We start from the raw sequence: 12,813 nt of genomic DNA, 5'->3' as shown, positions 1-12,813 counted from the left end.
TCGGTTGTCGGTGCAGTTGTGGTAACCACACCGATACCGGAGGTCCTCACCTATCTGTCGCTGCCACGCCGTCCACAACGTCCCTGCTCATTACACCTAGCCTCCACTCGAGGTCCGCAAGAACGAATGTCCCCGTAACGCAGTGGCGGATTCTAGGGGTCCTCGCAACACCTGATGGTCAGATGCCTGTCAGTAGATCACGTAAACGCTCGGCTGGAGTTTTCCAGCCGAGCGTTTTGCGTGGACGGGAGTTGAGGCGGTGGGCAACGTTCTCGAGGTCGGTGGCGCTGTACACGGACAGGTCCGTGCCTTTGGGGAAGTACTGGCGTAGCAAGCCGTTGGTGTTCTCGTTCGATCCGAGTTGCCATGGTGAGTGTGGATCGCAGAAGTACACCGGCACCCCGGTGGCGACGCTGAACTGCTTGTGCGCTGCCATCTCGCACCCTTGGTCCCACGTCAGTGAACCGCGCAAATGCGTTGGGAGAGAACCGATCAGAGGAACCAGAACGTCCCGGACCTCCTCTGCAGTGTGCCCGCCGGGGAGGTGACCGAGAAGCAGGTACCGGGTAGAACGCTCGACCAATGTCACGATCGCCGACTCCGATCGAGTACCGACGATCAGATCACCCTCCCAGTGCCCGGGCACGGAGCGGTCGGCGACCTCCGCCGGCCGCTCGGAGATCATCACCATCGCATCGACGAATCGTGAGGTGCGCTGCTCGGGTGAGCGGTGCTGTACGCGGCGAGTACGTCCGGTGCGCAATGCGGCAGCAACTTCTCGGCGTAGTCCGCCGCGCGACTGTACGTAGATGGCCTGGTAGATCGTTTCGGTGCTCACACGCATCGCCTTGTCATCGGGGAAGTCGACAACTAGAGCGTGGCAGATTTGCTCGGGCGACCACTGCAGGGCGAGTTTGCCGGCGACGTAGGACCGGAGCGAACCCTGTGCCGCCAGCTTCGCCGGTTTCGGCCGGGCACGCGAGATAGCCCACAGCCGATGTGCCCGGTGCGGGTGGTACTCGTCGGCGATGCCGTAGGTGTCGATCTCGCGTTTGACGGTCGAGGCCGCCCGGCCGAGGCGGCGTCCGATCTCACGCAGCGAACACCCGGCTCGACGCAGGTCGGCGATCTGTTCACGGTCGGTCACCGTCAGATACCGAGGGTGCAGTGTGGACTCGATGCGGGCCAGCGACGGCCTCTGAGCAGCGGTGACGAACGTTGTCATACCGGTTTTGTAGTCGATACGTCGACCATCCGGGTGCAGGCGCGCACCACCGATCTTGCGGATGCCCCCGTCCCAGTCCTGCGCGGTCCGGAGGTGGACCCCGACCTCCCGAGCAGCCTCGCGCCGCGAGATTCCCGACGAGCGAAGTTCCTCGTATCGTCCCCGACCCGAATGCTCGGCCCGGCCGCTCTTTCCGCGCCCTTGCACACCCGCCTGACGAACCCACCCGAAGGCAGTGTTCCGGTTCACCCCGACACAGCGTGCGGCCGCGCTGACATTCCCGTCCTCACGGTCCAACGCCTCGAAAAACCGCACCTTCAACCCAGCACATGCCACGATCCCCGCAACTCCCTCAAATCGAGGGTGTTGCGGGGATCGTTAGAACCCGCCAGTGCGTTACGGGGACATTCGCGTCTGTCGTGGTGCGAGATCAGCGCGCGGGAGTCAGGGGCCCGCCGGTGAGTACGCGGTAGGCGTAGTTGGTGGCGATCACCGAGACCGGAAGGGTGACGAGCAGACCGAGGCCGCACAGCACAATGCCGATGAAGTTGATGGCGGCGAGGGCCAGCAACAGCAGCAGGACCGGGCCGAAGTTCTTGACCGTCAGGTCGATAGACGACTTGATCGACTCGATCGCCGACTGGTTTCGATCGATCAGAAAAGTCAGTGCGAAGTTCGCGAGGAAACCGATCACGATCAGCAGGACGGTGCCAAGGAACGGAACGAAGCTCAGCACGACGCTGGCCACCGTCCAGATCAAAGCCAGTACCGCAATCTGCGGAACGTTCGTGAGTTGGAAGAACCTGCCGAACGTCGGCTTCTGTGGCCCACCCGTTTCGTCCAACGCTCCCCGTACGTATGCCGCATTCACGAAGTAGGACACGAATGTCGCGATCGTGGTCACCACCAGGAATGCGCCCGACGTCGCCGCGACGGCAGTACTTTCACCTCGGTCGGCAGCAGCGACCGCGGCCGTCAGGGTCGACGCGAACGTGACGATGAACACGGCGACGCTGACCGCCCACACGATGGCCGTAATACCGAGCCACGGTCCGGTGTTGGCCTTGAACTTGTCGAAGCCGTAGCTCAGTGCAGCACCGACGTCGAGTCGACCGGGGTTGGGTCCGAGAGGTGTCTGTCCGTAGTTCTGATTTCCGTAGTTCCCGTAGTTCCCGGGCGGCGGTGGGTAATTGCCGGGCGGGGGTGGATAGCCACCGGGCGCACCCTGAGGTGGGTAGTTTCCGGGCGGCGGTGGGTAGTTTCCGGGAGGGGGAGGATAGCCGCCCTGAGGCGGGTAGTTGCCTTGGGGCGGGTAGTTGCCGGGCGGGGGAGGGTAGCTGCCCTGAGGCGGGTAGTTGCCGGGCGGTGGGTACCCGCTTCCCGGTGTCTGCGGCGTGTTCGGGTCCGGCTTGTCCGGGTTGGGTCCGCGACCGTATTGCGGTCCGTCGGGCGGGTTTTCACTCACGATTCACCCTTCATGTCTGGCGTGGTACGTCGACGATTCGTCCGCATTTTCGAAGCTGAGCGAACCGTAGACCGCTGAGTTGTGTCAAGGCGTTCGACACGTGGACGGTCGTGCGGGCCCGAATACCGTCGGGCATCGTCGATGGTTCGAATTCTTGCCGAGCGCACCGGGCCGGGGCCCACTAGGGTTGTTGTTTCTACCCATACCGGGACTATCACGAGGGGCTCGCCGTGGGCATCAAGGTTGCACTCGAACATCGCACCAGTTACCGATTCGACCGCACGGTCAAGATCTTTCCGCACGAGATCAGGCTGCGACCGGCACCGCATTCGCGCACTCCCATCGAGGCGTATTCGCTGAAGATCGAGCCGGCCGAGCATTTCGTCAACTGGCAGCAGGACGTCTTCGGCAACTTTCTCGCCCGCGTGGTGTTCCCCGAGCGAACCGACCATCTGTCCATCACGGTCGGACTCGTTGCGGACATGGCGTCGATCAATCCGTTGGATTTTTTCGTCGAGGAATGGGCGGAGCACTTCGGCTTCGCATACGAGGAACACGATCTGCCCGATCTCGAGCCCTATCTTCGCCCGGTGGACGAGGACAAGGCCGGTTCCGGGCCCGGGCCGGTCGTGTCCGCGTGGGTGGAGAAGCTGCAGGCCGCCGTCGTCGAGCGCGGAGAATCGTTGCGCACCATCGACTTTCTCGTCATGGCCAATCAGGCCGTGATGGCGGACGTCGGCTACTCAGTGCGGATGGAGCCCGGAGTGCAGACCCCGGACCTGACGTTGACGTCCGCCGTGGGATCGTGCCGTGACTCCGCGTGGTTGCTGGTGTCGGTCCTTCGTCAGATGGGCCTGGCCGCGCGTTTCGTCTCGGGTTACCTCGTCCAATTGTCCTCGGACGTGAAATCGCTGGACGGTCCGTCCGGGCCGGTCGAGGACTTCACCGACCTGCACGCCTGGACCGAGGTGTACCTCCCCGGTGCCGGTTGGGTCGGAATGGACCCCACCTCGGGCTTGTTCGCGGGCGAGGGTCACATTCCACTGTCGGCCACGCCGCATCCGTCGACCGCGGCCGCGATTTCCGGCGCGACGAGCAAATGCACAGCCGAACTGGACTTCTCGAACACGGTGGTGCGTGTTCACGAGGATCCGCGTACAACGTTGCCGTACACGGCCGAGCAGTGGGACGCGATCGAGGCCACGGCCGAGAAGATCGACCGGCGCATGCTCGATCAGGACATTCGATTGACCGTCGGTGGTGAGCCGACGTTCGTCGCCATCGAGAACCAGGAAGCGCCCGAGTGGAACACCACCGCAGACGGTCCGCACAAGCGCAAGCTGGCCAGCGTTCTCGCAGAACGACTTCGAACCATCTACGCGCCCGACGGCATGGTCCAGCGCAGCCAGGGCAAATGGTATCCCGGTGAGCCTCTCCCACGATGGCAGGTGGGTTTGTTCTGGCGCACCGACGGCCAGGCACTGTGGCACGACTCGGACCTCATAGCCGATCCGTGGTCGGCGGACGATCTGCGTCCTGATCCAGTCGACAATTCAGTATCGCAGAAGCTGATCGACCGACTGGTCGACGGATTGGGTCTGCCCGCCTCGCAAGCGCGTCCGGCCTACGAGGACCCGCTCGTCAAGCTGTTGGATCTGGTGCGTCAGCCCTACGGGGATCCGCCGGCCGACGCCGACGATCTCGAACCGGGGACAGATTCCGCAGCTGCGAGAAGGCTTCTCCTCGAACGGCTCGACGCCAGTACCGACGAACCGGCGGCATTCGTGTTGCCGATCTCGCGGACCGAGGACGGCACTGGCTGGCAAAGCGCCGACTGGAAGCTGCGACGTGGGCGAATCGTGTTGTTGGAGGGGGATTCTCCCGCCGGGCTCCGTCTGCCGCTACGAGCGATCTCGTGGGACGGGGGGCCGGTCGAGAACCCGGCCGATCCCACCGCACCGAAACCCGATCTGCCGACCCCGCAGCTGACGCAGCAACCACCCCGGGCCGTCGACCCGGCCGAGTCACGCTACGCGCAGGCGGTGCGGGAGACGTCCGGAGTGGGTGGAACTGCGGTGACCGCACTGGTCGCCGAGGTACGCGACGGCGTACTGCACGTGTTCATGCCGCCGATGGATCGATTGGACGACTTCGTCGATCTGGTCTCTCGGGTGGAGCGCGCCGCATCCGCGATCGAGACACCGGTCGTCCTCGAGGGCTACGGCCCGCCTTCGGATCCCCGTATCCAAACCCTCACGGTCACTCCGGATCCCGGGGTCATCGAGGTGAACGTTCAGCCGACGTCGTCGTGGGCGGAGCAGAACGAGCTGATGGAGCGCTTGTATCTCGAGGCGCGTAAATCACGGTTGAGTACCGAGGGTTTCGACAACGACGGCACCACCCGGGGCACCGGCGGTGGCAACCACATCACCCTGGGTGGCGTCACACCGTCCGATTCGCCGGTGCTGCGCCGACCGGACCTGCTGGTGTCTCTGTTGACACACTGGCAACGTCACCCGTCGCTGTCGTACCTGTTCTCGGGTCGATTCATCGGTACCACCTCGCAGGCCCCCCGAGCCGACGAAGGTCGTGAGGAGTCGCTCTACGAGCTCGAGGTTGCGTTCAGCGAGATCAAGCGTCTGACCGGTGCCGACCGTTCGGCATCGCCGTGGGTCGTCGATCGGGCGCTGCGGCACCTGCTCACCGACATCACCGGGAACACGCACCGTGCCGAGTTCTGCATCGACAAGCTGTACAGCCCCGACTCCACCCGCGGCAGGCTCGGTCTGCTCGAACTTCGCGGATTCGAGATGCCGCCGCATCATCAGATGGCGATGGTGCAGTCCTTGCTCGTGCGCTCGATGGTCTCGCGATTCTGGGATACCCCGCTCGAAGCACCACTGATTCGGCACGGTGCCAACCTGCACGGTCGGTACATGTTGCCGCACTTCGTGATCGGTGACATCGGCCGGGTCGCCGAGGATCTTCGCGAGCACGGCATCGAATTCGACACCAGCTGGCTGGACCCGTTCACCGAGTTTCGTTTCCCGCGCATCGGTACCACCGTCGTCGGCGATGCCGAGATCGAACTGCGCGGTGCAATCGAGCCGTGGAACACGCTCGGGGAAGAGTCGACGTCGTCGGGCACGGCGCGCTACGTGGACTCCTCGGTCGAGCGCATCCAGGTTCGCGTTGCCGGTGCCGATGTGGGCCGCTACCTGTTGACCTGCAACGGGGTGCCGGTACCGATGTTGCGCACCGAGCGACAGGACGTCCAGGTCGCCGGAGTTCGCTATCGCGCCTGGCAGCCGCCGAGCGCGCTGCATCCCACGATCGAGGTGCAGAGTCCCTTGCGATTCGATCTGGTGGAGATGCAGACCGGGCGCGCAGTCGGTGGGTGTTCGTATCACGTGGTGCACCCCGGCGGACGGTCGTACGACGGTCCACCGGTCAACTCGGTGGAGGCGGAAGCGCGACGCAACGGCCGGTTCGAGGAGGGCGGGTTCACGTCCGGCAAGGTGGACATAGCAAGATTGCTCGAGATGCACGCTCGCCAAGCGATCGACGTGACTGCGCCCGGCATGCTGGACCTGCGCCGGACCGGGGTTCACACGTCCTGAGGCGGGCAGAAAAGAACGAGTCGACCGGTAGCGATTGCGGTCCGACGCGGAACGGGTGGATTCGGCAACGACCACACCTCATCCGGCGACGGAGTGTGATCGACCGACGGAAGGAACAACGGCTCGATGGTGCCCGTGGATACCGCTCACAGTGAGGCGGGCCGCAACGAGACGGCGGCCGGTGCGCCCGACCCCGTGTCACCCGACCTGGTGTCACCGTGGCTCGAATACCACGGTCGACGTGAGGCCGTGACGGGTCGTAGAGATCTGTTCGACGAGATGCTCGGTGCCGACGACACGGTGCGTCCGCACTGGGCGGAGCTGGTCGACGGTATGCGCGACGCCGGCCCGGGTGCGATGCAGACGTTGCAGTCTCGGGTCAGTCGGCTGGTCGACGACCACGGAATCACCTACAACCCGATTCCGACGGGCAGCAACGAGCCCGGGCCCAGTTCTGTGCGGTGGGGACTGGACAGCGTCCCGTACGTCGTTGCAGCGGACGAATGGGATCGGCTCGAAGCGGGGCTGGTCCAGCGTTCGCAACTGCTCGACGCCATCCTGACCGACATCTACGGAGCGCAGGAGACAGTCCGGCGCGGTTTGATTCCGCCCGAGCTCATCTTCGGCAACCCCGGCTATCTTCGGCCTGCTCACGCCATCACCGTTCCGGGTCCGCATCAGTTGTTCATGCACGCAGCCGACATCGCGCGCGGGTCCGACGGCCGGTTCTCGGTCGTTGCGGATCGCACTCAGGCACCGTCCGGGGTGGGGTATGCGCTGGCCGATCGCCGAGTGATGTCGCGGGCGATGCCCGAGTTGTTCCAGGCGAGCAATCCGAGGCCGTTGTCGACTTTCGCTCGGGCGATGCGCTTGGCTCTGCGTGACGCTGCACCCGCGTCCGCCGAGGATCCTGTCGTGGTGGTGTTGACGCCGGGTTCGCATTCCGAGACGGCATTCGACCAGGCCTATCTGGCAACGGTTCTGGGCTTTCCGCTCGTCGAGAACGCCGATCTGGTGGTGCGGGACGGCTGTTTGTGGATGCGTTCGCTCGGCACACTGCGACGGGTGGACGTGGTGTTACGACGCGTCGACGCCGAGTTCGTCGACCCGCTCGATCTGCGTCCGGATTCGCATCTGGGTGTGGTCGGTCTGGTCGAGGTCCTGCGGCGCGGTGCGGTGAGCGTGGTCAACACTCTCGGTAGCGGAGTCCTCGAGAATCCCGCACTGACACCGTTGCTGCCGGCTCTGAGCCGGGCTCTGCTGGATGAGGATCTGACTCTCGATTCGGTCCCCACCTATTGGGGTGGTGATCCGATCGCACTCTCGCACATGCGAACTCGCTTCCGATCGCTGGTATTGAGATCCACCGTGTCCCGACGCGCGGTCGTGGGTCACGATCTCACCGAGCACGCGGCCCGGGCGCTGTGGGACGAGGTCGAGGCAGCTCCGTGGAAATGGACCGGTCAGGAAGTGCCGGAGTTCTCATTGGCTCCGGTGGGTTCGTCCTGGGGCAGCGGGTCGGGGGAGCAGTTGGCGGTTGCTCCCGCCCAGGTCGGAATGCGCTTGTTCACCGTCGCGCAGCGGGTCGGCTACACCCCGATGCGAGGCGGTCTCGGTCAGGTCATGATCACGGCGCCGGTCACCGAACCGCTCATCACCGTCGCGTCCAAGGACGTGTGGGTCAAGTCGGTGGAGAGGGTCACGCCGGCCGATTCTGCTCCGCACACTCCGCCTGCCACGGTGGAGGAGTTGCCGCAGTACGCCGCGTCCAACGTCGAGGTGGTCAGTTCCCCGCGTGTGCTGGGCGATCTCTTCTGGTTCGGTCGGTACAGCGAACGCGCGGAGGACATGACGCGTCTGCTCATCGCCGCCCGGGAGCGGGATCAGGACTATCGGTCGATGCCGTGGCTCGACGGCAGCGACAGCCTGCCGATTCTGCTGGAAGCGGTCACGAAGGTATCGCGCACGGGACCGGGATTCCTGGACGAGACGATCCGCGCCGATGCGATGGCCGAAATGCGCTCGCTGATGCTCTCGGTGGAGCGCCTCGGTTCACTGGCGCAGTCGGTCGACCGGATGCAACAGGCAGCTCGTGCGGTGCGCGATCAACTCTCGAACGACACTTGGGCAGTGCTCGCTCGCATCGACACCGCGCTCGAGGAGTTGGGCGAGTCGGCCGTCAACAACGGTGCCCAGTTGGCTGCATCGCAATCGAGCGTGCTGCGTGGTCTGCTCGCGCTGTCCGGACTGGCGTCGGAGTCGATGGTTCGGGACGCCGGTTGGTACCTGATGGACGCGGGCAAGCGAATCGAGCGGGGATTGCAACTGACAGCGTTGCTGTCAGCGACTCTGAGTCACGCCCTGACGCCGTCCACCGAACAGGCGGTCATCGATTCGGTGCTGTCTGCGGCAGAGTCCTCGGTGATCTATCGCCGACGCAACAGTGGTCGTGCACGGCCGGCTGCAGTTGCGCAGCTGCTGCTGTTCGACGCCGGCAACCCTCGCGCACTGGTGTACCAACTCGACCGCCTTCGTGACGATCTCGGGGCGCTACCGGATGCGTCCGGTAGCTCGCGGCCCGAACAACTCGTCGAGCAGATGCGGGTTCGGTTGCGGCGCGTCGACCCGGGTGATCTGGAGTCGGTCGACGCCACCGGGCGGCGGGTGGAACTTATCGAGCTCGTGGACGGTATTCACGATTCGCTCGAAGAACTGTCCCGAGTTGTTCTCGCGACGCACATGTCGCTGCCGGGCGGTACCCAGCCGCTGTGGGGCAGCGTCGGTGCGCGGATCGGAAGCGGGGCACGATGACGAGTCGTCGGTACCGAATCAAGCACATCACCACGTACACCTACTCCGATCGCGTCACGTCGTCCTACGGGCGAGGATTTCTCGCGCCGCGGGACATGGATGGGCAGCACTGCGTCGAGAAGTCGGTCACGGTGGAGCCGCCACCCACCGATCAATCGTTCGGCGTCGATGTCTACGGCAACGAAGACGTGTACTTCCACGTGACCAACGATCACGAGAAGCTGGTCGTCACGGCGGATTCGCTCGTCGAGGTGTACCCGCGGCCGGTGGACGAGACCACGTCGTGGCCTGCGACTGCCCCGTGGGAATCGGCCCGGATGGCCATGTTCGACCCCACCAGGACCGATGCAGCGGACTCGGCACGTTCATCGGCGGTGGAGTTCGCCCTCGATCTGCCGACGCCGGAGATCACGGACGAGGTGAGAGCGTACGCCGCGCCCAGTTTCACGCCGGGGCGTCCGCTCGCGGACGTCATCGTCGATCTGACGCACCGGATCTTCATCGACTTTCGGTATCTGTCCGGGTCCACGACGGTATCGACCACCGTGGTCGACGTCCTCGCCGCACGTTCGGGGGTCTGTCAGGACTTCGCTCGGTTGGCCATCGCCTGTCTGCGGTCGCAGGGGTTGGCGGCACGGTACGTGTCGGGCTATCTCGCCACGGAACCGCCACCGGGCAAGGAACGCATGATCGGTGTCGATGCGACCCATGCGTGGGCCGCGGTGTGGATGCCCGACGACCGCTGGCTGGCCTTCGATCCGACCAATGATCAGCTGGTCGACGAGCGGTACGCGACGGTCGCCTGGGGCCGCGACTATGCCGACGTTCCGCCGCTGCGCGGGGTCATCTACACCGAGGCCGAGAAGAGCACGATCGCGGTGTCGGTAGACGTTGCACCGATGTAATTCGCGCTGCATACTTTGGTGGCTTCGGGGTAACCGGCCAGCTGGTCGGGTCTACGAACAGGATCTCGAAAGCCGCAAAACGGACAATCGTGTCTCTTTCGTAGCCGGCGACACGGCACAGTACGACGTAGCGAACAGGTAGCTTGGACAACGATGACCGCAACACTTGCAGACCCTGTATCCGAGGTAGTGGCAGCAGCCCAGCGACTACTGACCAAGCGCACCGGGGCACCGGTGACGCTGATCGATCCCGTCGACCTCGGGGGTAGTGGCCAAGCCATCGTGTTGCGAGTGAAGGTGTCCGAGAATCCTTTTCAGCTTCCGCGAACCCTTGTCGTCAAGCAGGTGCGCGATCTTCCCGGAGAATCGGAGCTGCATTCCGAGCTCACCGATGTCGCCGGGTCGAGTGCATTTCTGCGCGAGGCCGCCTCGTACCAGTTCGCGAATGCGCTGGCCACCGACAGCAGGCCGGGGCCGGAGCTGCACGCCTACGATCTCGATGCTCGGCTGTTGATTCTGAGCGACCTCGGTGACGCCAGTGCGATCCCCACGCTGCTGCGCAGTTCCGATGCATCGATGGTCACCAACTCGTTGATGGCCATGGCTCAGGCGCTCGGGCGCATGCATGCGGCAACCGTGGGCCGTGAGGACGATTTCGCAGCATTGCTTCGGCGGGTCGGCCAGCCCGACTCGGCTGACGGAATTTCCGCGCAGATACCCGACGCTCTCGCCGCGGTACCCGGCATGTTGACCGGATTGCTCGGAGTAGGGGCACCACCGGACGTCCTTCTCGAACGGGTCTCGCGCAGCGGACGGCTGTTCGCTCACGGGGCGTTCCGTGCCTTCAGCCCGTCGGATCTGTGTCCCGACAACATCATCGTCAACGACGAAGGCGTTCGATTCCTCGACTACGAGTGGGGCGGTTTTCGAGACGCCACTCTCGACATCACGTACGCGTTGGCGTCGTTCCCGGGGTGTCTGTGCAGTTTCGAGCTCTCGCACGATCGCGAGCAGGCCATGATCGACGCGTGGCGTTCGGAGGTCGTCGGCATCTGGCCTGCACTGGCGGACGACCACGTGCTGGCGACCAAGCTGCTCGACGCGAGGTTGATCTGGGTGTGGCTGACCACGTACTGGTTCCTACCCGACGATCACACTCGAATTGCCGCGGCGCGCGCACATCAGCTGTCGGTACCGCGGTCGCAGGCGCTGATTTCGCGTTGGTCGGTGCTCCAGGACAGCGCAGTGCGTTCGGGAGAGCCCGATATCGCCGACTACGCCGAGTCGGTCGTGTCCGCTCTGCGGGCGAAGCGGGACCGCTGAGCGCGAACGCGTTCGCCTTTCGTACCGTCGAATCGGTAGCGTTCGACCGGTGAGCGGCGGTTTCGGAAGTGACATCTCGGACGACGAGTCGGACGGCGACGGATTGTTCGATCCGCCCGCGGCACCGGATCCGATGATCGACGAGCCCCGTCCTACTTCCACGTACACGCGACCCGACGCACCGCTCGCGGTACGCATGCGACCGACGACGCTCGACGAGGTCGTCGGACAGTCTCATCTGCTGGCACCCGGCGCACCGTTGCGTCGTCTCGTCGAGGGATCCGGAGCGTCCTCGGTGATGCTGTACGGCCCGCCCGGAACAGGGAAAACCACGCTGGCGTCGTTGATCTCGGGGGCGACCGGTCGCAAGTTCGAGGCGTTGTCCGCCCTGTCGGCCGGGGTCAAGGAAGTGCGCAACGTCATCGAACTCGCGCGCCGCCGGCTGTTGTCCGGTGAGCAGACCGTGTTGTTCATCGACGAGGTCCACCGTTTCTCCAAGACCCAGCAGGACGCACTGCTCGCCGCCGTCGAGAACCGAATCGTGTTGCTCGTGGCCGCCACGACGGAGAATCCGTCCTTTTCTGTGGTGTCACCACTGCTGTCGAGATCGCTGGTGCTGCAATTGCAGCCGCTCGGCTCCGAGGACATCGAACTGTTGCTGACCCGTGCGGCCAACGATCCCCGAGGCCTGGACGGTGCGGTGACCATCGCCGAGGACGCAATGGATCACCTGGTGCGGCTTGCCGCCGGTGACGCCCGCCGAGCGTTGACGGCCCTCGAGGCGGCAGCGGGTGCAGCAACCGACGGAACGCTGGACCTCGCGACGGTCGAGGCCAGTGTCGACAAGGCCGCGGTGCGCTACGACCGTGACGGCGACCAGCACTACGACGTCATCAGCGCGTTCATCAAGTCGATCAGGGGATCCGACGTCGATGCCGCACTCCATTACCTCGCGCGCATGATCACCGCGGGGGAGGACGCCCGTTTCATCGCGCGGCGGCTCGTCGTCCATGCGAGCGAGGACATCGGGATGGCCGATCCCACCGCACTGCAGACGGCCACCGCCGCGGCGAGTGCCGTGCAGATGATCGGGATGCCGGAGGCGCGACTGGCGCTGGCGCAGGCAACCATTCACCTGGCGACAGCGCCCAAGTCCGGTGCCGTGATCGGCGCCCTCGGAGCGGCCATGGCGGACGTCGCCGCAGGCAAGTCCGGATCGGTGCCTCCGCATCTGCGCGACGGCCACTACAAGGGTGCCCAGGGGTTGGGCAACGCGGTCGGATACAAATACCCGCACAGCAGTCCGGGTGGCGTGCTGGGGCAACAGTATCCGCCCGACGAACTGGTGGGCGTGAACTACTACGAGCCCACCGAACACGGTGCCGAGCGCGAAATCGCGACCAGGGTGGGGAAACTGCGGCGCATCATCCGAGGCCGATAGGCCCTCGAATCGGCACAGGGTCT

At 65.0% G+C, this 12,813-nt stretch carries 7 protein-coding genes; 5 read left to right on the top strand and 2 right to left on the bottom strand.

Annotation, left to right across the window (positions count from 1 at the left end; translation table 11 throughout):
* Positions 1-178 precede the first annotated feature (178 nt).
* Both AB0P23_RS07760 and AB0P23_RS07755 read right to left on the bottom strand, forming a co-directional pair.
* Positions 179-1,357 (bottom strand): IS30 family transposase, encoded by a 1,179-nt coding sequence (locus tag AB0P23_RS07760; protein WP_363797177.1) that lies wholly within the window; start codon positions 1,355-1,357, stop codon positions 179-181.
* Between the two features lie 298 nt (positions 1,358-1,655).
* Positions 1,656-2,690, bottom strand: a complete 1,035-nt coding sequence (locus AB0P23_RS07755; RefSeq protein WP_032400788.1) for a hypothetical protein — start codon at positions 2,688-2,690, stop codon at positions 1,656-1,658.
* 230 nt (positions 2,691-2,920) lie between these two features.
* On the opposite strand from AB0P23_RS07755, the gene AB0P23_RS07750 reads away from it, so the two are divergent.
* The 5 genes from AB0P23_RS07750 (at position 2,921) to AB0P23_RS07730 (ending at position 12,790) form a co-directional block, all read left to right on the top strand.
* Positions 2,921-6,310 carry a transglutaminase family protein gene (locus AB0P23_RS07750; RefSeq protein WP_032400787.1) on the top strand — a complete coding sequence of 1,130 codons (3,390 nt, stop codon included), beginning with the start codon at positions 2,921-2,923 and terminating at the stop codon, positions 6,308-6,310.
* A gap of 126 nt (positions 6,311-6,436) precedes the next feature.
* The gene (locus AB0P23_RS07745; protein ID WP_032400786.1) at positions 6,437-9,121 is read left to right on the top strand and encodes a circularly permuted type 2 ATP-grasp protein; all 2,685 of its coding nucleotides are present in this window, start codon (positions 6,437-6,439) and stop codon (positions 9,119-9,121) included.
* Positions 9,118-10,026, top strand: coding sequence for a transglutaminase family protein (locus tag AB0P23_RS07740; RefSeq protein WP_032372490.1), 909 nt, complete (start codon positions 9,118-9,120; stop codon positions 10,024-10,026). The genes AB0P23_RS07745 and AB0P23_RS07740 overlap by 4 nt, the downstream gene beginning before the upstream one ends.
* Before the next feature lie 153 nt (positions 10,027-10,179).
* The gene (locus AB0P23_RS07735; RefSeq protein WP_032372489.1) at positions 10,180-11,349 is read left to right on the top strand and encodes a kinase; all 1,170 of its coding nucleotides are present in this window, start codon (positions 10,180-10,182) and stop codon (positions 11,347-11,349) included.
* A 49-nt stretch (positions 11,350-11,398) separates the two neighbouring features.
* Complete coding sequence (locus AB0P23_RS07730) at positions 11,399-12,790, top strand: replication-associated recombination protein A (protein WP_032372488.1); 1,392 nt, start codon at positions 11,399-11,401, stop codon at positions 12,788-12,790.
* The last annotated feature ends 23 nt before the right edge of the window (positions 12,791-12,813 follow it).

The sequence above is a fragment of the Rhodococcus sp. NPDC077669 genome (assembly GCF_040686915.1).
GTDB classification, from domain to species: Bacteria; Actinomycetota; Actinomycetes; order Mycobacteriales; family Mycobacteriaceae; genus Rhodococcoides; species Rhodococcoides fascians.
The sequence above is the reverse complement of the archived record's forward strand: the minus strand, read 5'-3'. Positions and strand labels throughout refer to the sequence as shown.